This window comes from Curtobacterium sp. NPDC089991 (genome assembly GCF_044748425.1).
Classification (GTDB): Bacteria; Actinomycetota; Actinomycetes; order Actinomycetales; family Microbacteriaceae; genus Curtobacterium.
Genome location: NZ_JBIVGB010000002.1, coordinates 307,601 through 328,430, shown reverse-complemented (window position 1 = coordinate 328,430; position 20,830 = coordinate 307,601). Strand labels below are relative to the sequence as shown.

19 protein-coding genes and 1 riboswitch are annotated in these 20,830 nt (G+C 71.5%); of the genes, 10 read left to right on the top strand and 9 right to left on the bottom strand.

Features of this window, described 5'->3' with window-relative positions:
* Positions 1 to 66: 66 nt before the first annotated feature.
* The 4 genes from ACIPV1_RS06675 (at position 67) to ribH (ending at position 4,661) form a co-directional block, all read left to right on the top strand.
* The gene (locus ACIPV1_RS06675; protein ID WP_402725994.1) at positions 67 to 2,460 is read left to right on the top strand and encodes a bifunctional lysylphosphatidylglycerol flippase/synthetase MprF; all 2,394 of its coding nucleotides are present in this window, start codon (positions 67 to 69) and stop codon (positions 2,458 to 2,460) included.
* Between the two features lie 166 nt (positions 2,461 to 2,626).
* A riboswitch (FMN riboswitch) is annotated at positions 2,627 to 2,761 on the top strand.
* Between the two features lie 90 nt (positions 2,762 to 2,851).
* Positions 2,852 to 3,505, top strand: a complete 654-nt coding sequence (locus tag ACIPV1_RS06670) for a riboflavin synthase (RefSeq protein WP_402725993.1) — start codon at positions 2,852 to 2,854, stop codon at positions 3,503 to 3,505.
* The gene (ribB, locus tag ACIPV1_RS06665) at positions 3,505 to 4,185 is read left to right on the top strand and encodes a 3,4-dihydroxy-2-butanone-4-phosphate synthase (RefSeq protein WP_402725992.1); all 681 of its coding nucleotides are present in this window, start codon (positions 3,505 to 3,507) and stop codon (positions 4,183 to 4,185) included. Before ACIPV1_RS06670 ends, ribB begins: the two co-directional genes overlap by 1 nt.
* A complete protein-coding gene (gene ribH, locus ACIPV1_RS06660) occupies positions 4,182 to 4,661 on the top strand; it encodes a 6,7-dimethyl-8-ribityllumazine synthase (RefSeq protein ID WP_123338824.1) in 480 nt (159 codons plus the stop codon). The genes ribB and ribH overlap by 4 nt, the downstream gene beginning before the upstream one ends.
* 80 nt (positions 4,662 to 4,741) lie before the next feature.
* On the opposite strand, the gene ACIPV1_RS06655 is transcribed toward ribH, so the two are convergent.
* The 5 genes from ACIPV1_RS06655 to ACIPV1_RS06635 all read right to left on the bottom strand — a co-directional run bounded on the left by ACIPV1_RS06655 (position 4,742) and on the right by ACIPV1_RS06635 (position 8,875).
* The gene (locus ACIPV1_RS06655; RefSeq protein WP_159574085.1) at positions 4,742 to 4,912 is read right to left on the bottom strand and encodes a hypothetical protein; all 171 of its coding nucleotides are present in this window, start codon (positions 4,910 to 4,912) and stop codon (positions 4,742 to 4,744) included.
* 66 nt (positions 4,913 to 4,978) lie between these two features.
* Entirely contained in the window at positions 4,979 to 5,527 is a 549-nt protein-coding gene (locus ACIPV1_RS06650; RefSeq protein WP_402725991.1) for a TetR/AcrR family transcriptional regulator, read from the bottom strand.
* A gap of 95 nt (positions 5,528 to 5,622) precedes the next feature.
* On the bottom strand, positions 5,623 to 6,537 hold the full coding sequence (locus tag ACIPV1_RS06645; RefSeq protein WP_123292072.1) for a carbohydrate ABC transporter permease: 915 nt from the start codon (positions 6,535 to 6,537) through the stop codon (positions 5,623 to 5,625).
* On the bottom strand, positions 6,534 to 7,568 hold the full coding sequence (locus ACIPV1_RS06640; RefSeq protein ID WP_132100037.1) for a carbohydrate ABC transporter permease: 1,035 nt from the start codon (positions 7,566 to 7,568) through the stop codon (positions 6,534 to 6,536). Before ACIPV1_RS06640 ends, ACIPV1_RS06645 begins: the two co-directional genes overlap by 4 nt.
* The gene (locus tag ACIPV1_RS06635; protein WP_402725990.1) at positions 7,565 to 8,875 is read right to left on the bottom strand and encodes an ABC transporter substrate-binding protein; all 1,311 of its coding nucleotides are present in this window, start codon (positions 8,873 to 8,875) and stop codon (positions 7,565 to 7,567) included. Before ACIPV1_RS06635 ends, ACIPV1_RS06640 begins: the two co-directional genes overlap by 4 nt.
* A 202-nt stretch (positions 8,876 to 9,077) precedes the next feature.
* Here ACIPV1_RS06635 and ACIPV1_RS06630 point away from each other — a divergent pair, with 202 nt between their 5' ends.
* The 5 genes from ACIPV1_RS06630 (at position 9,078) to ACIPV1_RS06610 (ending at position 15,455) form a co-directional block, all read left to right on the top strand.
* Positions 9,078 to 11,114, top strand: coding sequence for an aldo/keto reductase (locus tag ACIPV1_RS06630; RefSeq protein ID WP_402725989.1), 2,037 nt, complete (start codon positions 9,078 to 9,080; stop codon positions 11,112 to 11,114).
* The gene (locus ACIPV1_RS06625) at positions 11,093 to 12,124 is read left to right on the top strand and encodes a LacI family DNA-binding transcriptional regulator (protein ID WP_131845717.1); all 1,032 of its coding nucleotides are present in this window, start codon (positions 11,093 to 11,095) and stop codon (positions 12,122 to 12,124) included. The genes ACIPV1_RS06630 and ACIPV1_RS06625 overlap by 22 nt, the downstream gene beginning before the upstream one ends.
* A gap of 439 nt (positions 12,125 to 12,563) precedes the next feature.
* Positions 12,564 to 14,087 carry an MFS transporter gene (locus tag ACIPV1_RS06620; RefSeq protein ID WP_402725988.1) on the top strand — a complete coding sequence of 508 codons (1,524 nt, stop codon included), beginning with the start codon at positions 12,564 to 12,566 and terminating at the stop codon, positions 14,085 to 14,087.
* 199 nt (positions 14,088 to 14,286) lie between these two features.
* Complete coding sequence (locus ACIPV1_RS06615) at positions 14,287 to 14,796, top strand: flavin reductase family protein (RefSeq protein ID WP_111084301.1); 510 nt, start codon at positions 14,287 to 14,289, stop codon at positions 14,794 to 14,796.
* A 44-nt stretch (positions 14,797 to 14,840) separates the two neighbouring features.
* Positions 14,841 to 15,455 carry a superoxide dismutase gene (locus tag ACIPV1_RS06610; protein ID WP_111084300.1) on the top strand — a complete coding sequence of 205 codons (615 nt, stop codon included), beginning with the start codon at positions 14,841 to 14,843 and terminating at the stop codon, positions 15,453 to 15,455.
* 84 nt (positions 15,456 to 15,539) lie between these two features.
* Here the strand turns inward: ACIPV1_RS06610 and ACIPV1_RS06605 are convergent, their stop codons facing one another.
* On the bottom strand, positions 15,540 to 16,115 hold the full coding sequence (locus ACIPV1_RS06605) for a hypothetical protein (RefSeq protein WP_131879327.1): 576 nt from the start codon (positions 16,113 to 16,115) through the stop codon (positions 15,540 to 15,542).
* Positions 16,116 to 16,269: 154 nt separating this feature from the next.
* On the opposite strand from ACIPV1_RS06605, the gene ACIPV1_RS06600 reads away from it, so the two are divergent.
* The gene (locus tag ACIPV1_RS06600; protein ID WP_402725987.1) at positions 16,270 to 17,241 is read left to right on the top strand and encodes a carbohydrate kinase family protein; all 972 of its coding nucleotides are present in this window, start codon (positions 16,270 to 16,272) and stop codon (positions 17,239 to 17,241) included.
* A 63-nt stretch (positions 17,242 to 17,304) separates the two neighbouring features.
* Here the strand turns inward: ACIPV1_RS06600 and ACIPV1_RS06595 are convergent, their stop codons facing one another.
* Genes ACIPV1_RS06595 through ACIPV1_RS06585 form a run of 3 tightly spaced genes read right to left on the bottom strand, consistent with a single transcriptional unit; the run spans position 17,305 to position 20,617 of the window.
* Positions 17,305 to 18,762 (bottom strand): serine hydrolase domain-containing protein, encoded by a 1,458-nt coding sequence (locus tag ACIPV1_RS06595; RefSeq protein ID WP_402725986.1) that lies wholly within the window; start codon positions 18,760 to 18,762, stop codon positions 17,305 to 17,307.
* The gene (locus ACIPV1_RS06590; RefSeq protein WP_402725985.1) at positions 18,759 to 20,108 is read right to left on the bottom strand and encodes a cryptochrome/photolyase family protein; all 1,350 of its coding nucleotides are present in this window, start codon (positions 20,106 to 20,108) and stop codon (positions 18,759 to 18,761) included. Before ACIPV1_RS06590 ends, ACIPV1_RS06595 begins: the two co-directional genes overlap by 4 nt.
* Positions 20,105 to 20,617 (bottom strand): MarR family winged helix-turn-helix transcriptional regulator, encoded by a 513-nt coding sequence (locus ACIPV1_RS06585; protein ID WP_123672374.1) that lies wholly within the window; start codon positions 20,615 to 20,617, stop codon positions 20,105 to 20,107. The genes ACIPV1_RS06590 and ACIPV1_RS06585 overlap by 4 nt, the downstream gene beginning before the upstream one ends.
* Positions 20,618 to 20,830 lie beyond the last annotated feature (213 nt).

The window sequence follows — 20,830 nt, the reverse complement described above, 5'->3', positions numbered from 1 at the left end:
CCGCCGGCGCCCCTCGTCACCGTGCCCGGAGTTGTCCGAACGGCCGGCCGGCACCACCATGAGGGGGTGCGCTCCGCCCTCGTCCGGCATCCGGTGACGGCCGCCATCACGTTCCTCGTGGTCGCGACCGCGGTCTTCGGCATCGTCGTCCGGGTGCTGCACGGTGCCGACCCGGCCCCGTACGGGCCCTTCCGGATCTTCGCGGCGTCCACCGGCGCGGTCGCGTTGCTCACCACGATCGCCGGCGTCGTCGTCCTCGTCGGTGCCGCCGAGCGGCTGATGGGGTCGTGGCGGACCGCCCTGGCGTTCGTCGTCACCACGGTCGTCGGCACCGCGGCCGGCGCGCTCACCGCGTTCGTCGACACGGACGGCCGCGACCTCACCGGCCTGCTGCTCGGGCGCGCGACGGCCTTCGACCCCTGGACCGCGATCGTCGGCACGATCGTCACCGCGAGCGCGTTCGCCGGACCGCTCTGGCGACGGCGCATCCGCGTGAACGCGCTCGCCGTCGTGGCCGCGCTCCTGCTCTACGCCGGACACGCCTCCGACCTGTACGCGGTGCTCGCCGCCGCTGCGGGGTGGGTGCTCGGTGAGCTGCTCCGCCGCACCCCGGAGCGCGGCGGATGGGTGCGCAGCTCGCACCGCGAGACCCGGGTCCTGCTCGGGACGGTCGTGCTGGTGTCGGCGATCGGCCCCGTGGTGGCGCTCGTCTCCCGCGCACGGATCGGACTGCTCGCGCCGATCGCCGCGGTGCTCGGCACCGGGCCGGTCACCCCCGTGAGCGGCTGCGGCACCGACGGGGCCGCTGGGCAGTGCCTCCGCGCGCTGCTCGCGTACCGGGCGACGGACCCGTGGACGCTGCTGCTCGCCATCGCGCCGCTGCTCGTCCTCGTGGTGGGCGGCCTCGGGCTCTTCCGGGGCAGCCGGTTCGCCGTCTGGCTCGTGGTGGCGGTCGACGTGGTGACGGCGGTCGCGGCCGCGGTGACCTACGGGGTGCTGCCGGCGCGGGCCGGTGGGCTGCAGGGCACCGCCGACGAGTTCGTCACGGCGCTGTCGGTCGGTGCGTCGATCGTGGTGCCCCTCGCGACCGCGGCCGTCCTCGTGCTCCGGCGCCGGTCGTTCACGGTGCTGCCCTCACGGCGGCGTGTGGTCGCCTTCGCGGTGACCGTCGTCGCGGCGGTCGCCGTCGTGGTCGGCACCGTCGCGGTGTTCGCGGCGTCGGCCCCGGAGCACGTCGAGGACCCGCTCCGGCTCGCCGTCGCCGCCCTCGGCCCCCTCTCGCCGCTGACCTTCTGGGAGCAACTGCCCTCGCTCGGCACGGCGCTCCGCATCGTGATCGGACTCGCCGGACCCGTGCTCTGGTTCGTCGTCGCGCTCGCCGCGGTCCGGCCCACCGGCGCAGTGGAACCCGACACCGACGCGGACGGCGCCCGGTCCGACCGCGAACGGGCCCGGGCGCTGGTGCTCGCCGGCGGCGGCGACACCTTCGGGTGGATGACGACCTGGCGCGGCAACGCCTACTGGTTCGCGGCCGACGGGCGCGCCGGGGTGGCGTTCCGGCGCAACGGTGGGGTGGCCGTCACCGTGGGTGGCCCGTTCGGCTACCCGGATGCCCGCGCCGCCGCGATGACGGACTTCGCCCGGTACTGCGACGACAACGGGTGGACGACGGTCTTCTACGGCATCGACGCCGGGACGGCCGAGCTGCTCACGACGCAGGGGTGGTCGACGTTGCCGGTCGCCGAGGACGCCGACCTCGACCCCCGCACGTGGACGACGACAGGCAAACGCAAGCAGGACGTCCGCACCGCCGTGAACCGGGCGCGCCGTGAGGGCATCACCGCCACCTGGTCGTCCTGGCAGGACCTGCCGCCGTCGACGGCACGGCAGATCGAGGCGATCTCGGAGGAGTGGGTCTCCGAGCGCGAGCTCCCTGAGATGGGCTTCACGCTCGGCGGGGTGGACGAGATGCGCGACCCCGCCGTCCGGACGCTCGTCGCGCAGGACGCCACCGGGCGGGTGCTCGCCGTGACGAGCTGGTTGCCGAGCCACCGCGAGGGGCGGGTCGTCGGCTGGACCCTCGACGTGATGCGCCGGACCGAGGCCGCGCCGAACGGCGTGATGGAGTTCCTCGTCGCGAGCGCCGCCGAACGGATGCGCGACGACGGCGTCGAACGACTCAGCCTGTCGGCGGCACCGCTCGCGCAGGCGGGCGAGAACGCGGCACCGAGCGACGGCGTGCAGAGCCTGCTCGAGCTCGTCGGGGGAGTCCTCGAACCGGTCTACGGCTTCCGGTCGCTGCTCCGGTTCAAGCAGAAGTTCGGCCCCGACCTGCACCCGCTCGTCCTCGCCTACCCCGACCCGGTCGCGCTGCCGTCGATCGGCCTCGCGGTCGTCCGGGCGTACCTGCCGGACCTGTCCCTGCGGCAGGCGGTCGCGCTCGCGCGCGGACGCGGCTGAGGCGGCACGGTCGACGGGCCGGTGCGGTGGACGTTACCGGGCGGCGGACGGGAGGCGCGGTGCGGGCCCGCCACGGGCCTCCCGGTCGTGCGCTGCGTCGCCCCGTTACGTGCCCCGCTCCGGCCCGACGCGTCGGTCACCGGTCTGGGGTATCGTTCCGACTACGCAAGCGCTCCGGGGTCGGTGCAATTCCGAACCGGTGGTGACAGTCCACGAACTGATGACGGGTGCGAACCCGGCAGAGGTTGACTCGGTGAAACTCCGGGACCGACGGTGAGAGTCCGGATGGGAGGCGCGCTGGCGGACGAGACGACTCACCCTGCGTGGGACGACCCGTCCGTCGATGCCGACGATCGTCGAACACCCCCGGAGTCCCGTTGAGAGGACACCAGTGTTCACCGGCATCATCGAGGAACTCGGCACCGTCACCGCCGTCGAGCAGCACGGCGACTCCGTCGCGCTCACCGTGCGCGGGCCGATCGTGGTCGCGGACGCCAGCCACGGCGACTCCATCGCCACCAGCGGCGTCTGCCTGACCGTGGTCGAGCAGACCCCCGACTCCTTCACCGCGTTCGTCATGAAGCAGACGCTCGACATGAGCGCGCACGGAGCGTTGCGGGTGGGCGACCGCCTGAACCTCGAGCGCGCGGCGTCGGTCGGCGACCGGCTCGGCGGCCACATCGTGCAGGGCCACATCGACGGCACCGCCACCGTGCTCGAGACCGCGGACGGCGACGGCTGGCGCCGGGTGCGGTTCTCGCTCGCGCCGGCGCTCAGCCCGCTCGTCGTCGACAAGGGGTCGATCGCGCTCGACGGCGTCTCGCTCACCGTCAGCGCCGTCTCGCCCGAGGACACCGCGCCGGACGCCGCCTGGTTCGAGGTCAGCCTGATCCCGGAGACGCTCGAGGCCACGACCCTCGGCCTGCGCGTGCCGGGGGACCGGGTGAACGTCGAGACCGACGTGCTCGCGCGGCACGTGCGCCGGATGCTGCGGCTCGACGCCGCGGTCGGCTCCCTCGAGCCCGTCGGATCGGAGGCCCGGTGATGGTCGCCTCGGTCCCGCAGACGCTCGGTTCGTCGAGCATCGAGGCCGCGATCGCGTCGGTCGCGGCCGGCCGCCCGGTGATCGTCGTCGACGACGAGGACCGCGAGAACGAGGGCGACGTCATCCTGTCCGCCGAGCTCGCGACGCCGGAGTGGATCGCCTGGACCGTGGCGCACTCGTCGGGGTTCATCTGCGCGCCCGTCAGCGTCGAGATCGCCGACGCCCTCGACCTGCCGCCGATGGTCCAGCACAACGAGGACGTCCGCGGCACCGCGTACACCGTCACCGTCGACGCAGCCGTCGGGGTCACCACGGGCATCAGCGCCCACGACCGAGCGCGCACGCTGCGGGTCCTCGCCGACCCGACCTCCGTGCGCGACGACCTGCACCGCCCCGGCCACGTCGTCCCCCTGCGGGCACGACCGGGCGGGGTCCGCGAACGTGCGGGACACACCGAAGCCGCGATCGAGCTCGTCACCGCAGCCGGGCTCCGGCCTGCCGCGGCGATCTGCGAGATCGTCGACGAGGACGGCAGCATGATGCGGCTGCCGGCGCTCGTCGCACTCGGGGCGCGCGAGGGCGTGCCCGTCATCACCATCGCCGCGCTCGTCGAGTGGCTGGACGCGGCAGACCGGACAACGGCAGCAGCTGCCCTGTCCACGGAAGGAACAGCACGATGAGCGGAGCAGGCGCGGCGGACCGCGACCACGTCGACGGCACCGGGATCCGGGTGGCCATCGTCGCCGGGCAGTGGCACGACACGATCGCGGCGGGCCTCCTCGCCGGGGCGCAGCGCGAGGTCGAGCGGCTCGGCGCCACCGCGTCGGTGTTCCCGGTCCCGGGGAGCTTCGAGCTGCCCGTCGTCGCGAAGACCGCCCTCGAGGCCGGGTTCGACGCCGCGGTCGCGCTCGGCGTGATCATCAGGGGCGGCACCCCGCACTTCGAGTACGTGTCCGACGCCGCCACGAGTGGGCTCACCCGCGTGGCGATCGACACCGGCAAGCCCGTCGGGTTCGGCGTGCTCACCCTGGACGACGAGCAGCAGGGCATCGACCGGGCCGGGCTGCCCGGCTCGAAGGAGGACAAGGGCGCCGAGGCCGTGCACGCCGCGGTCGCGACCGCGGTGATGCTGCGCTCGTTGCGCGTGCTCGCCTAGCGCGGCTGGTTCACACGGCGCCCGCACGCGGAACGGCCCCGCACCTCGAGAGGTGCGGGGCCGTTCTGCGTGCGGAGTGGTTACCGCTTGCCGAACACGTGGATCGGCAGGAAGAAGGAGAGGGTCATCAGGATGAGACCACCCATGAAGATGAACGCCTGGCCCGAGTCGACCTGGAACGCGAACCCGAACAGGTACATCGACACCAGCAGCAGCAGGATCGAGAAAACAGCGGCGATGACGCGGCCCACGGGATACCTCCGGGTGTCGACGAGTGGAACGTCGCCAAGTCTATCCCCAGGAACGGGGATGGTCGTTCACGTGCCGGGCTTCGTCGCGATCAGACGGTCCACGACGGCGAGGAGGGCCTCCATGTCGACGGTGCTCCGCTTCGGTCGACCGTCGCTCGCGGCACCGAGGGAGGCCTGGTGGTACAGGCCGTCGCCGAGGAGCTTGACCGCCTGGGCGGTGGGCTCGTCGTGGAGGGCGTCGACGAGGGTCACGAGCCACGCGTTCTCGGTGTCGTCGAGGGTCCGGCCCGCTTCTTCGTAGCCGGCCTGCTGCAGGCGGCTCGCGGCGAGGAGCGCGAGGTCGAGCTCGCTGCCGACGAACAGGCAGTTTCGGACGAAGTAGCGGGCGGCACCGTCCTCGGCCTCGGCCATGCGCTCGACGTCGATCGCGGACAGGTCGGAGAGTCGCTCGCACAGCCCCTCGACCAGGGCCGCCTTGGAGCCGAAGTGGTACAGCAGCCCGCCCTTGGAGACACCGGCGCGGGCGGCGACGGCGTCGAGCGTCGCGGGACGTTCGCCGTCTTCGCACACGATGGCGACGAAGCTGTCGAGGACGCGGTCGCGGGCACTGGCCATGGGCACGAGTCTAGGAGGAGTTGTGCACGAGCAGGTGCAGGCGTCGCGGGCCGTCCCGCGACGCCTGCACCCTGCCGGTCGGGGCGCTCGGGGCGTCAGCCCTTCAGCGCTCCGGCGGCGATGTTGGCGATGAAGTGGCGCGAGCCGATGATGAACACGCCGATGAGCGGGAACACGCTGATCACGGCGCCGGCCATCACCGCCCCGAGGTCGGTCGCGTTCACCGAGCTCAGTCCGGCCAGGGCCACCTGCAGGGTCTGTCCCTTCGGGTCGATGAGGACGATGAGCGGCCAGACGTAGTCGTTCCAGGCGGTGATGAAGGTGAAGATGCCGAGGAACGCGAGCCCGCCGCGGAGCATCGGGACCGCCACCGACCACCAGGTGCGGAAGAAACCCGCTCCGTCCACCCGGGCCGAGTCGATGACCTCGTTCGGGATCGACGAGGTGGCGAACTGCCGGAGCAGGAAGATGCCGAACGCGTTCGCCGCCCCCGGGATGATGAGCGCCTGCAGACCACCGATCCACCCGAGGTTCGCCATGAGCACGAAGCTCGGCACCAGCGACAGGCTGCCGGGCACCAGGAACGTGGCGAGCATGACGGTGAAGAGCGTGCGCTTGAACGGGAACTCGTACTTCGCGAACGCGAACGCAGCGAGCGAGTCGAACAGCATGACCAGGACGGCGGTGCTGCCGGCCACGAGCACGGTGTTCAGGAGTGCCCGCAGCATGTCCACGTTGCTGAAGACGGACGCCACGTTCGCGAGGGCGTTGTCCCCGAACCAGAGCGACGGCGGGTAGCCGAAGATCTCGGCGTTCGTCGACGTCGACATCACGAGGAGCCACCAGAACGGGAAGATCGACAGCAGCACCCCGATGATCAGGCAGAGGTGCGTGACGGCGGTCCCGAGCCAGCCGCGGCGGAACCCGCGGCCGCGGTCGTTCCCCGCGGCGCCCGGTCGCCCGAGTGCCGCGGCGGTGTTGGTCGTCGTCGTGGTCGGTGTCGCGGTCATGCGTCGACCCCCTTCGTGCTGGTGCGGACCGTGCGGGCCACGCGGAGTCGTCGTGGGGTCTTCAGGCCGTCGCGTTCACTGAGCAGACGCCAGTTGATGATCGCGAACACCACGGAGAACAGGAACAGCACCCAGGCGATCGCCGAGCCGTACCCGAAGTCGAACTGGTTGAACGCCTGCTCGTACTGGTAGAGCACGATCGTCATGCCGGCCTCGTCGGGGCCGCCCACCGCTTGTCCGTTGAACAGGATCTGCGGCTCCGTGAAGAGCCCGAGCCCACCGATCGTCGACGTGATGAGGGTGAACAGGATCACCGGGCGCAGCAGCGGCACGGTGATGCGCGAGAAGATCTGCCACGCGTTCGCGCCGTCCACCTTGGCGGCGTCGTACAACTCGGTCGAGATGGACTGCAGTCCGGCCAGGTAGATGATCGCGTTGTAGCCCGTCCAGCGCCAGATCACCATCACCGAGATGGTGACCTTGATGCCCCAGTACGACGACAGCCACCCGACCGGGTCCGCGCCGAGTGCGCGCAGTGCCGCGTTCACCAGGCCGAAGCCGTCGGAGAACACCGAGCCGAACACGATCGCCATCGCGACCATGCTCGTGACGTTCGGCACGAAGAACGCGACGCGGTAGAAGCCCTTCGCCCGGATGTTGCCGTGCAGCAGGAACGCGAGCACGAGCGCGAGGAACAGCATCGGGATCGTCGACATGACCCAGATGAGGAACGTGTTGCCGACGGCGTTCCAGAACCGCGGGTCGCCGAGCAGGTACTGGTACTGGGCCAGACCGACGAACGCGGGGGAGCCGACCCCGTCCCAGTCGGTGAACGACAGCACGATCGAGAACACGATCGGGAACAGCCCGAACACCAGGAAGAGCACGTAGAACGGCGCGATCGCGACGTACTGCGGCCAGAACCGGCGGAACCCGTACCGTTTGCCGGTCGCTGCGGTGGTGATGGAGGACGTCGGGGTCCCGACGACCGCGGGGATGCTCGTGGTCGGTGGTGCCTGCTTGGTGCTCATGCGCGGACCCCCCGCTTGTCGAGGACCCGGTTGGTCTGGTCGACGGCGTCCTGCCAGGCGCGGTCCGGGTCCTTGCCCCCGGCTTCGACGTTCGTGATCTCGGTCGCGAACGCACCGATGAACCGTTCGGAGTTGGAGATGTACGTCACCGGGACGTCCATCGCCGAGGCGTTGAAGAACGCCAGCGGGTCCTGGTCGCCGAAGTAGTCGCCGGGCTTCCGCATGATCCCGTTGTCGAACGACGCCGGGGTGGAGGGGAACAGCTGGATGTCGTTGTACGTGTGCGACTGCACCTCGGGCGAGGTGATCCACTGCGCGAACGCGGCGGCCGCGGCCGGGTCCTTCGAGGTCTTCGGGACGGCGAGGAACGACCCGCCGCTGTTGCCCGGGCGATCCGGTTGCCGGGCGACCCGCCACGTACCGGCGGCGTCGGGAGCCGTGTCGTGGATGACCTGCGTCCACCACGCTCCCTCGATCTGTCCTGCGACCCGGCCGGACACCCACCCGGCGTTCTGGTCAGTGCCGGACTGCAGGTTGCCGGTGAGGCCGGAACGGACGCAGGCGACGGCGTTCTCCCACGCCTGCCGCACCGAGCTGTCGTCCTGCTCGAAGACCGGCTGGTCGTCGCGGTCGAAGTACCGCGTGGGGCTGGCGTAGACGTACTGGTTGAAGAGCTGGTTTGCGGTGATGACCGTCGCGGCGTCCGCACCCTTCCGGATCTTCGCGCCGAAGGAGCGGAACCCGTCCCACGTCGCGATCGCGTCGGAGACCTCGTCCGGGTCGGTCGGCAGCCCGGCCTTCGCCAGGACGTCCTGCCGGTAGAAGAAGCCGGTCGGTCCGGTGTCGACGGGCCAGAAGCACTGCCGGCCGCTCGGCGTCCGGCCGAGCGCGCTCTTCCAGTCGTAGTACTCGTCCCGCTTCGCCGCGCCGCCGTGGTCGTCGAAGTCGGTGAACAGGTCTTCGTCGGGGAAGTACAGCCAGCAGTTCGAGTTGACCATGAGGACGTCGGGGATGAACGCGTTCCCGGCGAGTGCCGTCCGGAACTTGGTGTCGTACGAGGCGCCGCCGATCAGGTCGGGGCGGAGCCGCTTGGACCCCTGCCCGGCGATCCCCCCGGCGGCCTGCCGCAGGAACTTCGGGTCGAGCGACCGGTTCCAGTACCAGAGGACGAGTTCGTCAGGGTCCTTGGAGATGGCGGTGCTCGTGGAGCACCCGGCCAACAAGGCGGTGGTGGCGAGGGCTCCGAGGGCACCTGCGCCGGCGAGGAACCCCCGCCTGCTGAGACTGATCGATGGAGATGACGTCACGAAACTACCTGCTCTCGTCGTTGAGATCGGGTTGGAAACAGCGATACCGGGTCCCCGGAGCGTTCGACCGTGAACGCTCACGAAGTGGTCCAGAGCATCCTCTGTGAGACACGCCGTGTCAAGCACTTCCGCATTGATCCGCCGGGCGTGTGGCACTAGCGTCGTCGTGACCGTGAAGGTTCACGAGACGACAAGGATCCGCATGTCAGCGCAGACCGCGAACACCGCCAGCACCCCGACTCCGACGGTCGCCGACCGCCCCGGCTGGGCCGTCCTCGGCCCCGGGGGCATCGCCCGCCGCTTCCTCTCCCAGCTGCCCGCGAGCGGTGGTGCCCTGGTGGCTGCCGGCAGCTCGTCCACCGAGCGGGCGCAGACCTTCGCCGACGAAGCCGCGCAGCTCGGGTTCGCCGACGTCTCCGCTGCGACCTACGACGAGGTCCTCGCCGACCCGCGCGTCGACTCCGTGTACGTCTCGACCGTGCACACCGGGCACGCGCGGCTCGTCCTCGCCGCGCTCGAGGCCGGCAAGGCCGTCCTGTGCGAGAAGCCCCTCGCCCCGAACCACGGCACCGCCATGGCGCTCGCCGATGCCGCACGCCAGGCCGGCCTGCCGCTGGTCGAGGCGTTCATGTACCGCTTCCACCCGCAGACCGCCGCACTGCTCGACCTCGTGCGGGACGGCGTGATCGGCGAGGTCACGCACATCGACGCCTCGTTTGCGTTCCGGACCGGTGAGCGGACCGGCCGACTGTTCGACGTCGACACGGCTGGCGGCGGGATCCTCGACGTCGGCGGGTACCCGGTGACGATGGCCGCCGCGATCGTGCAGGCCGCGACCGGTGTCGCCGTCGCCGAGCCGACCGAGCTCACCGCCACCGGCACCCTCGGGCCGACCGGTGTCGACGAGTGGACCGTCGCGCAGCTGACCTACCGCGGCGGCATCACGGCGTCCGTCCGCACCGGCGTCTTCGTGCAGGACGACAACGCGGTCGCGGTGTACGGCACGCGCGGTCGCCTCCTGCTCGCCGACCCGTGGACCCTCGGCGCCGACCCGACGATCGAGGTGCACACCGTCGACGAGGATCCGCGCACGCTGTCCTTCGCCGGCGAGCACCCCTACGCACGTGAGGCCGACGCCACCACCGACGCCCTGCGTGCCGGTGCGGTCGAGGCAGCACAGATGACGATCGACGAGTCGCTCGCGACCGCCCGCACCCTCGACAAGTGGCGCGCCGCGATCGGCCTGCGCTACCCGTTCGAGGCCGAGTCCGCCGACATCCCCACCGTGAGCGGTCGGCCGCTCCGGGTGCAGGACGGCAACCCCATGCAGTACGGCGAGATCCCGGGTGTCGGCAAGCGGCTGTCGCGCCTGGTGATGGGCGTCGACAACCAGCCCGACCTCGCCCACGCCAGCGCGATCTTCGACCTGTTCGTCGAGCAGGGCGGCAACGTCTTCGACACCGGCTACATCTACGGCGGCGGTGTGCTCGAGGGTCGGCTCGGCAAGTGGATCCAGAACCGCGGCATCCGCGAGGACGTTGTCGTCATCACGAAGGGTGCGCACACGCCGTTCTGCGACCCGGAGTCCCTGACGAAGCAGCTGCTCGAGAGCCTCGAGCGCCAGGGCACCGACTACGCGGACATCTACATGATGCACCGCGACAACCCGGACATCCCGGTGGGGGAGTTCGTCGACGTCCTCGACGAGCACCGCCGCGCCGGCCGCATCCGCGTGTACGGCGGGTCGAACTGGACGCCGGCACGCTTCGACGAGGCCAACGCCTACGCACGGGCGAACGGGAAGCACGAGTTCGAGGTCCTCAGCAACCACTTCGGCCTGGCTGAGGCGTACGACGTGCCGTGGGACGGCTGCGAGCACGCGACCGACGCCGCGTCGAAGGCGTGGCTCGAGGAGCGTCAGGTCCCGCTGCTGCCGTGGTCGTCGCAGGCCCGTGGCTTCTTCACCGGCCGTGCGACGCCGGAGGACACCAGCGATGCCGAACTCGTCCGCTGCTACTACAGCGACGAGAACTTCGAGCGGCTCCGTCGCGCGCGGGAGCTCGGCGACCGGTTCGGCGTCCCCGCCACGGCGATCGCCCTGGCGTACGTGCTCAACCAGCCGTTCCCGACGTTCCCGCTCTTCGGACCGCGTACGATCGCGGAAGCCCGATCGTCCATGACGGGCCTCTCCGTCGACCTCACCCCGGAACAGGTGGCATGGCTGGACCTCCGCGACTGACCCAGTCGCCACCGGACGGCCCGCACTCCGGCGGCCGCGCGACGATCATCGACGTCGCCGCGGCCGCCGGGGTGTCCCGGCAGACCGTCACCCGCGCGATGAACGGCATGTCCGGCATCAGCGCGACCACGAAGGAACGGGTGCTCGCCGTCGCGGCGTCGCTCGACTACCGGCCGTCGCGGTTCGGCCGCGGGCTGGTGACCGGCGGCGACCACCAGCTCGGGCTCGTCGTGAACGACCTGCGGAACCCGTACACGCCCCAGCTCGCGTCCGCCGTGTTCCGGCTCGCCGCCGAGCAGGGGTGGAACGTCATGCTCGCCGACGTCGACCTGGCGAGTGACGCCGACCGGATGGTCCAGGCGCTCGGTGCGCAGACCGACGTGGTCATCGGTTACCTCGGCTCGCGCCGGCACCGGTGGAGCGAGCTCCTCGGCAACGTGCCGATGGTCGAGCTCGACCCGTCCTCCGACCCGCCCACGGCAGCGGTGTGGATCGACCCCGCCGACGCGATCGAGGCCCTTGCCGACCACCTGGTGGCGACCGGGGTGCGGCACCCGGTCGTGCTCGACAACTCGTCGCCGGACCACACGAGTGCGCGCGGCCTGCTCATGCTGGACGCGCTGCGCCGCCGCGGCTACCTGCCGGAGCTCGTGCACGCGCCGCACGGCACCGCCGAGTGCGGTGCCGACGAGACGGCGCGGATCCTGGCTCGGAAGCGCCGACTCGACGCGATCCTGGCCTTCAACGACGTGATGGCGCTCGGCGTGCTGCAGGCCTGCCGCCGCGCGGGCGTCGACGTCCCCGGTGAGGTCCGGGTCGTCGGCGTCGACGGCCTGCCGCTCGGCGCTCTCGTGTCGCCGATGCTGACGACCCTGGCGGTCGACCTCGACGCCGTCGCGCGCGAGGCCCTCACGCTCGCGCTCGGCATGCTCGCCGGTGAGCTGCCGCGGCACGGCGCCGCAGTGCAGCGCACCGTGCGCCACAGCCTGCTGGTCCGCGACTCCGCCTGACGGCGCGCCCCGCCCGCCCGCCCCCGCAGGCACGCCCCGCCCCGCCCCGGTCCCGCCCCCGAGGTTCCGAAATCTCGGCATGTCGGCGCTCAGGCCGCCCGACATCGGAACCCGGGCGGAGACCACGCGGCGTGTTGTGGAACCCCGGCACCGAAACCCCGGCACCGGAACTCCGGCACCGGAACCCCGGCACCGGACGCAGGTCGTGCCGTCGCCCCAGCCTCCCGCCCTGGGCGGGACCAGCCGTCGGACGGGAGGCCCGTGGCGAGCCCGCCACGGGCCTCCCGTCCGCTTGATGGTTGCATTTGCAACCATCACCGTCCAGACGGTACACTGACGGAGTCCTGACGGGGCGCGTGTCCATCCCGCGTCCCGTCTCGTCTGCCCCACGCACCGCCCGCCGTCGACCAGGTCCGGCTCGAAGTCCCAGGAGTCCGCCGTGTCCGCACTGCTCACCAGTCCCATCGCCACCCGCGTCACCGGCAGCCGCGCCCGACGGTTCCTCGCGCTCGCCGTGCTGATGCTGCCGGTCCTGCTCATCTCGGTGGACAACACCGTGCTGAGCTTCGCGCTGCCGTCGATCAGTCGTGCGCTCAACCCGGACGCCACCACGCAGCTCTGGATCGTCGACGCGTACCCGCTCGTCCTGGCCGGGCTGCTCGTCGTGATGGGCAGCATCGGTGACCGCATCGGCCGCCGTCGGATCCTGGTGATCGGGGCCACCGGCTTCGCGCTGTTCTCCGTCGCCGCGGCCTTCGCGACCGACGCCTGGATGCTCGTCGCCGCCCGGATCGCGATGGGGGTGTTCGGCGCGATGCTCATGCCCGCGACACTCTCGATCATCCGCAACGTCTTCGTCGACGCGGGGGAGCGGCGGATGGCGCTGGCCGTCTGGTCGACCATGTTCGCGGCCGGCAACGCCCTCGGTCCGCTCGTCGGTGGCACGCTGCTCGCGCACTTCCACTGGGGCAGCGTCTTCCTGGTCGCGGTGCCGATCCTCGTGCTCATGCTCGTCGGCGTCCCGTTCTGCGTGCCGGAGTCGCGCGACCCGATGCCCGGGCCGGTCGACGTGCCGAGCATGTTCCTGTCCCTCGGTGCGCTGGCGCCGATCGCCTGGGCGATCAAGTCGTTCGTGCACCCGGAGGAGCGCGGGTTCGCCGTCGCGATGCTCGCCGTCGGCGTCGTGTGCGGCATCGCGTTCGTCCGCCGGCAGCTGCGGTCCCGTACGCCGATGCTCGACCTGCGTCTGTTCCGCAGCACGGCGTTCACCGGCAGCGTGCTCATGAACCTGATGGCGATGTTCTCGCTGACCGGCTTCCTGTTCTTCATCGCGCAGCACCTGCAGCTCGTGGCGGGGCTCGATCCGTTCGCCTCGGGCGTCGTGCTCATCCCCGGATCGGTGCTCACGATCGTCGCCGGCCTCGCGGTGGTGCCGGTCGTCGCACGGGTCGCACCGCGCTGGGTCGTGTCGGTGTCCCTGCTGTTCTCCGCCGCGGCGTACGCCCTCGTGGCGGTCCTCGGACACCACGCGTCGATCGCGGCACTGGCGTTCGCGTTCGTGCTGCTCGGCATCGGGATCGGCGCGTCGGAGACCGTCACGAACGACCTCATCATCTCGACCGCTCCGGCGGACAAGGCCGGTGCGGCGTCCGCGATGTCCGAGACGGCGTACGAGATCGGTGCGGTCCTCGGAACGGCCGTCCTCGGCACGATCCTGGCGACCACCTACCGGGCTCACGTCGTGGTTCCGGGCGGGCTGAGCTCGACGGCGCACACCGCTGCCCAGGAGACGCTCGGTGGTGCGGTGTCCGCCGCGTCGTCCCTCGGCGGACCGACCGGCCAGGCGCTCCTCGAATCGGCACGGGCGGCGTTCGACTCCGGCGTGACGATCACGGCCGGCGTCGCCGCGGTGCTCATGGTGATCGCTGCCGCAGGCGCCGTCGTCATGCTCAAGCGCCGCTGACGCGCGCCGCTTCGTGAGCGGAAATGGTCGGGTTGCGCCACGCGACCCGACCATTTCTGCTCACGAAGTCATCGCCACGGCGCGCCCGGGAGCCGTCGAACCTGTGAATCGTTGACCTCAACCATGGTTCAGGTCATACGTTGGGACATGCCCGCCCAGTGACGGCACACCCCCGCGCGAAGGAACGACGACGAACACCATGCCCGACGAAGCCCCGGCGAACATCGCCGAAGCGTACAAGTCCGCGTTCCGCGGGCACCCGGCCGGCGTCGCCGTCATCACCGCCGAGGGACCGGACGGTCCGACCGGACTCACCGCCTCGAGCGTCGCGAGCGTGGCTGTGGACCCGCCGGTGCTCGTCTTCTCGCTGTCGACGAACTCCGGGTCCGCCGGGGTCGTGCTCGGCGCCCCGGTCTTCGTCGTGCACCTGGTCGACTCGCTCAGCGTGGCGCTCGCCCGGCGGTTCGCCTCGACCGGCAGCCCGACCGCGGACGACCCGATCTGGGGCACCCTGCCCTCGGGTGACCGCTACCTGCCCAGTGCCGCGAGCGCGCTCCGGTGCCGCCCGCTCTCCACGACCCCGATCGGCAGCTCGACCGTCGTCGTCGCCGAGGTCCTCGACATCGTCGTCGGCCTCGAGCACGGCGAGCCGCTGGTCTACCACAACCGGGAATTCCACTCCCTCACCGATCGTTCCCGGCTCTCGTGAGCCGCGGAATCCCATCCGCAACCCACTGATCGAAAGGACCTCACATGGCTGAGTACACCCTGCCGGAGCTGCCGTACGACTACGCCGCACTCGAGCCGCACATCAGCGGCAAGATCATGCAGCTGCACCACGACAAGCACCACCAGGCCTACGTGACCGGAGCGAACACCGCGCTGCAGCAGCTCGGTGAAGCGCGCGAGTCGGGCAACTTCGGTGCGATCAACAAGCTCGAGAAGGACCTGGCCTTCCACCTCGGTGGCCACGTCAACCACTCGATCTTCTGGACCAACCTCGGCCCGGACACGAAGGTCCCCGAGGGCGAGCTCGCCGCGGCGATCGACGAGTTCTTCGGCTCGTTCGACACCTTCAAGGCGCAGTTCGCCGCCGTCGCGAACGGCATCCAGGGCTCCGGCTGGGCCGTCCTGGCCTGGGACACCGTCGGCCAGAAGCTGACCACGTTCCAGCTGTTCGACCAGCAGGCGAACGTGCCGTTCGGCCTCGTGCCGATCTTCCTGCTCGACATGTGGGAGCACGCCTTCTACCTCGACTACCTCAACGTCAAGGCGGACTACGTGAAGGCCGTCTGGAACATCGTCGACTGGGAGAACGTCGCGGCTCGCTTCGCCAACGCGAAGTCGCAGTCGTTCGTGACGCTCTGATCCACCGACCGCGGGTCGCGTGACGCGACCGACGGACGAACGGGAGGCACGGTGCCAGCTGGCACCGTGCCTCCCGTTCGTGCATCACGCCGCGGTGACTGCCGCGCCGGCGGCGAGCCGGTCGGCGATCGCCCGGAGCGCGGCGTCGGTGTCGGCGCGCTCGCGGTCGACGATCGCGGTCCACTGGGCACCGCGGGCAGTCGTCACGGCGTCGCGTGCGACGCGCTCGGCGGCCTCGGCGTCGTAGCCGTGTGCGCGGCACCACGCGGCGACCGCTGCCACGTGGTCCCGGTGCAGACCGCGTTGCCGGACCCGGCCGTCCATCGCCTCGACGGACCCGAGCTCGAAGGTGAGTCGGGCCGCGAGTGCTCGGTGCGGGTCGTCGAGGCGACCGAAGCTGGTCACCAAGTAGCTAGCGAGGGCGGAGCGGTCTGCCGCGGGATCGAGCGCAGCATGGCAGACCGTGTCGGCCAGGTGCACGACCACGGAGTCGATGAGGGCGTCGCGGGAGCCGAAGTGGTAGACGATTGGGTACGCGCTGGTGCCCAGGATGCGCCCGAGGCTGCGGACCGAGACGTCCTCGAGCTTGGTGTCCAGCAGGTGCAGGGTGACCTTCTCGAGGATCGCCGGCTTGAGCGTCGGGTCGGGCTTCCGGGGCATGGCATCTCCGTCGGATCGTCGGCGGCGGGCACACGACCCGCCACATGGTGGCATTGCGTATGTTACCGGTCGGGCAGTGCGATTGGCCACCACGATGAAGGTCCGTGCGGTCCCGAAAACGGAGCTTTACTCGGTTCCCCGTACACTGGAGCAGATGTCCATGCCGCAAGAGGCCTCCGTGCCCGTGTCGCAGCCCGAGGGGACCCGTGCCGGACGGGTGGTCGCGGGCCGCCGTCGTGGCGCCGGAAAACGGTTCCTGGTCATCGGCGACGTCCTGGACGGCGTGCTCGTGCAGACGACCGCGCACACCATCGGGGTGCACGACCCCGCCGCCGTGATCCGCCACCGACCGACGGGTGCCGCCGGCAACACCGCCGCCTGGCTCGGCTGGCTCGGTGCCGAGGTGGACCTCGTCGCGCGGGTCGGCGTCGACGACGTCTACCGGCACGAGCGCTCGCTGGAGGACGCCGGTGTCCGCCCGCACCTGCGCTACGACGCGATGACCTCCACCGGGGTCGTGGTGTCCGTGCGCAACGACAGCGGCCGCACGGCGATGTCCGACCCGGCCGCGAGCGGGAAGCTCACGGCTGCCGACGTCCCCGAGGCCGTGGCCCGACGCGCGGACATCGTGCACCTGACCGGGCACGCGATGCTCGGTGGTGGCGCCGACCGCATCGCGTCCCTGGTCGCCCGCGCCCGGACGGGATCTGCCCGGGTGTCGCTCGACCCGTCCTCGGCAGCGATCATCCGGTCGGTCGGTGCCCCCGCCTTCCTCGAGGCCCTCGTCGGCGTCGACGTCCTCTTCCCCGGCCGGCAGGAGGCCCTCGAACTGACGGGGACGACCGACCTCGACGACGCGGTGCGGCGACTCACCGAGCACGTGCCGCTCGTGGTGGTCACGGTGGGCGCCGACGGCGTGCTGGTGGGGCGACGCGGACGGAGCGTCCACCGCGTCCCCGCGACGCCGGCCACGGTCGTCGACACCGTCGGCGCCGGTGACGCGTTCGCCGCGGGCTTCGTGCGTGCCTGGGCGACCGATCCCGTGCGCGTCGGAGCGGCTGCACGTGAGGGCACGCGCGTCGCGGCCCGAGCACTCGGGTTCGTGGGGGGTCGCCCACCGGTGTGACGGGCAGTCGTCAGACCGGTACCGACACGGACCTGGCCGGCCCGTCGCGTGCGGTCCGGTGTGTCAGTGCTCGGCGGGCTCCGCCACGACGGTGAGGGTCTGGACGCGTCCTGCCGCGCCAGGGGCGAGCCGGATCTCGACGCGCAGGCGCCCGCAGGTGCCGGGCAGCCACCACCGCAGGTGCGACGGCGCCGACGACTGCTCGGCGACGGGAGCGGCGGTCAGGTCGGCACCCACCTCGGCCACCGCCGCCGCGATCGCCCGCCGGCGTCGGTCGTAGGGGTCGTCCATCGCCACGTTCGGCGTGCAGACCGCGTCCGCTCCGTCGTCCTGCCAGTCGGCCAGGAGGCCCGTCACGGCAGCCTGCGCCGCTCGCGTCGCCCGGACGGTCGGCTCGGCGCCGGGGCGGCGCACCGGTCCGGTCGTCGTGTCGGGGTGCCCGTCGGACGCCGCCGGACGCGCTGCGTCCAGGAGCAGGTCGTGTGCCTGCTGGGCAGCGGCGGAGACCTTCGCCTGCGTGGCGTTCTCGAACGCGACGACACCGAGACCGGTCTGCGCGGACCAGCGCATGTGTGCGGAGAACCCCGGGTAGCCGCCGGAGTGCGAGACGAGTTCGCCGAAGTGGTCGTCCTGTTCGACGAACAGCCCGAAGCCGTACGCCGTGGCGCGTGACGAGCCGGGGACGACGGACGACGGCACGACCCGCATCGCCTGCTGCATGAGACGGCGGTCCGCGGGGGAGACCGGGCCGGGTTCCGGGGTGTCGGAGGACGCCGACCCGAGGTGCGTCGCCCAGCGTGCGAGGTCGCGGACGGTGGAGAACAGTCCGCCGATCGACGAGAACGCACCCGGGCCGGTCATCGGCAGGGGCTCCCAGTCGCCGTCGTGCGGGCGGAACCCGGTGACGACCGGTCCCTGCGCCTCGGCCGCGCTGAACACCGTGTGGTCGAGACCGAGCGGTCGGAGCACGGTGTCACGTGCTGCCCGGGTGAACGGACGGCCGGTGACGACGGCGACGGCCCGCCCGAGCAGGGCGTAGCCCAGGTTCGAGTAGGCGAACCGGATGCCGGGCACCGAGTCGAACAACAGCCCGCCGCGCAGGACGTCGTCGAGCTCGGCGTCGCTGATCGACTCCTGCCGGTCCGCCCAGGGGTCGTCGGTGGGGAAGCCGGCCGACATGGTCAGCAGCATCCGCACGGTCGGCACGGGGGAGTCCGGTGTGGGCAGGGGCACGGCGCCGAACGCCGGGACGAACGCGGTGATCGGCGCGTCGAGGTCCAGTCGACCGTCGGACACCAGCGTCAGCAGCGTCGCCGCGGTGACGCTCTTCGTGCACGACGCGATCCGGTAGACGGTGTCGGCGTCCGGCCGCTGCCCGTCGCCGCGGTCGCCGTGGCCCCCGGAAGCGACGAGACCCGTCCGGTCGAACACACCCCACGCACTGCTCGGCGCGACGCCACGGTCGACACGGTCACGGAAGAGCGCGTCGACCTGCGCGACGGCGGTGTCCCACGGGCTCATGACCGACGCATCTCGGCGTACGCGTCGAGTGCGCGCTGCCGGGTCGCCTTGAGGTCGACCATCGGCTCGGGCCGGAGTTCCTCCGACGGCACCCACCGGTGCACGTACTCGCGGTGCGGGTCGAAGCGCTCGAGCTGTCGGTCGGGGTTGAACACCCGGAAGTACGGCGCCGCGTCGAAGCCCGACCCGGCGACCCACTGCCAGTTCGCGGCGTTGTTGGCGGAGTCGGCGTCGACGAGGGTGTCCCAGAACCACTGCTCGCCCACCCGCCAGTCGACGAGCAGGTTCTTGACGAGGAAGCTCGCGGTCGCCAACCGGACGCGGTTGTGCATGGCGCCGGAGTGCCACAGCTCGCGCATGCCGGCGTCGACGAGGTCGAACCCGGTCGTCCCGGTGCGCCACCGGTCGACCTCGGCATCGGGGGCGTCCCGCCACGGGAACGCGTCGAACTCGCGACGCACGTTCACCGTCGTGATGTCCTCGCAGTGGAAGTACTCGTTCCAGTTGAACTCGCGCCAGGCCAGCTGTCGCAGGAAGGCCGAGGCGTTCTGTCGCTGCTCGGGCTCGAGCGCTCCGTGCAGCCGGTGCCACACCTGGTACGGGCTGACCTCGCCCCAGCGCAGGTGCGGGGACAGGTCGCTCGTGGCGGCCATGGCGGGTTCGTCGCGCTGGTCGTAGTCCTCGAGCGCATGGGTGACGAAGTGCTCGAGCCGCTGGTGTGCGCCGTGCTCGCCGGGCTCCCAGGCATCGCGGAGTCCGCCGGCCCAGTCGGGACGGGTCGGCAGCAGGTCCCACTCGCTCAGGTCGTCGCTCGCGACCCGGGCCGGGGCGGGCAGGTCGCGGGGCTTCGGGAGCGGGTGCCGTGGTTCCGGCATCGCCTGGGCAGCGCGCCAGAACGGGGTGAACACCTTGTACGGCTCGCCCTGTCCGGTGCGGACGGTCCACGGTTCCCAGAGCAGGCTCGCCGCGAAGCTGTGCGCCTCGATGCCGCGGTCGTGCAGGGCGCTCTTGATGCCGGCGTCGACCTCGCGCTCGGCCGGACCGTACCGACGGTTCCAGAACACGGCGTCGGCAGCGGTGTCGGCGACGAGGGCGTCGATCACCGCGGCGGCCGCACCCCGTCGCAGCACCAGCCGCGAGTCACGGTCACGGAGTTCGCCGTCCAGTGCGGTGAGCGAGTGGTGGAGCCACCAGCGGCTCGCCGCGCCCGCGGGACGGATGCCGGGGGACTCGTCGTCGAGGACGTAGACCACCGTGACGTCGCCGCCGTGGTCGATCGCAGCACGCAGTGCGGGGTTGTCGGCCAGCCGCAGGTCGTCGCGGAGCCAGACCAGCGCGCCGGTCACACCGCTGCCGGGTCCGACTCGGAGACCGAGCGCGCGACGGCCCGTCGGCCCGGGGCGGTGCCGACCGCGAGGCGCAGCTTCGTGCAGAGCTCGGTGAGGGTGCGGAGTTCGGCGTCGGACAGTCCGGCGCCGACCTGCTGCGCGATGCTCGCCGCGTGCTGCACGGCCACGTGGCGGTAGACGTCGAACCCGTGCGGGGTGAGTGCCACGATGACACCGCGGGCATCGGACGGATCCGGCTGCTTCTCGACGATCCCGCGGGCGAGCAGGCGATCGACCAGACGGCTCACGCTCGGCTGGGTGAGGAGCAGGTGGCCGGTGAGGTCACGCATGCGGCAGCGTCGACCGGGCTGCGTCGACAGGTTGAAGCAGACGTCGTACTCGTTGAAGGAGATCTCGCCGCCGGGGAAGTCCGCGTTGAGGCTCCGCATCACGGTGACCTGGGCGCGGAACAGTGATTCCCAGGCAGCGACGGCGGTCGCCTTCTCGCTGCGGCGTGACTCGCTCACGATGGCGCTCCCCTCTGGTCGGACGGTCCGTCCACACTACCGACGGCCCCCGACAGGCGCGGGTTCGACATGCACGCGCTCGGACATGCACGAGGGCCGGCCGCTCTTCCGAGCGACCGGCCCTCTCCCTTGCACCAAGAGTTTCCTGCAATCACATTCCGCAGGCGGTGCCACAGCAAACACCGTCTGCACCACCGACTGTATAACGAAGCG

Excerpts from the sequence above, each read along its gene's own strand:
- ribB (WP_402725992.1), top strand. The coding sequence starts at position 3,505 with ATGGTCGCCTCGGTCCCGCAGACGCTCGGTTCGTCGAGCATCGAGGCC.
- ribH (WP_123338824.1), top strand. The coding sequence starts at position 4,182 with ATGAGCGGAGCAGGCGCGGCGGACCGCGACCACGTCGACGGCACCGGG.
- ACIPV1_RS06650 (WP_402725991.1), bottom strand. The coding sequence starts at position 5,527 with ATGGCCAGTGCCCGCGACCGCGTCCTCGACAGCTTCGTCGCCATCGTG.
- ACIPV1_RS06645 (WP_123292072.1), bottom strand. The coding sequence starts at position 6,537 with ATGACCGCGACACCGACCACGACGACGACCAACACCGCCGCGGCACTC.
- ACIPV1_RS06640 (WP_132100037.1), bottom strand. The coding sequence starts at position 7,568 with ATGAGCACCAAGCAGGCACCACCGACCACGAGCATCCCCGCGGTCGTC.
- ACIPV1_RS06630 (WP_402725989.1), top strand. The coding sequence starts at position 9,078 with ATGTCAGCGCAGACCGCGAACACCGCCAGCACCCCGACTCCGACGGTC.
- ACIPV1_RS06625 (WP_131845717.1), top strand. The coding sequence starts at position 11,093 with ATGGCTGGACCTCCGCGACTGACCCAGTCGCCACCGGACGGCCCGCAC.
- ACIPV1_RS06615 (WP_111084301.1), top strand. The coding sequence starts at position 14,287 with ATGCCCGACGAAGCCCCGGCGAACATCGCCGAAGCGTACAAGTCCGCG.
- ACIPV1_RS06610 (WP_111084300.1), top strand. The coding sequence starts at position 14,841 with ATGGCTGAGTACACCCTGCCGGAGCTGCCGTACGACTACGCCGCACTC.
- ACIPV1_RS06605 (WP_131879327.1), bottom strand. The coding sequence starts at position 16,115 with ATGCCCCGGAAGCCCGACCCGACGCTCAAGCCGGCGATCCTCGAGAAG.
- ACIPV1_RS06600 (WP_402725987.1), top strand. The coding sequence starts at position 16,270 with ATGTCCATGCCGCAAGAGGCCTCCGTGCCCGTGTCGCAGCCCGAGGGG.
- ACIPV1_RS06595 (WP_402725986.1), bottom strand. The coding sequence starts at position 18,762 with ATGAGCCCGTGGGACACCGCCGTCGCGCAGGTCGACGCGCTCTTCCGT.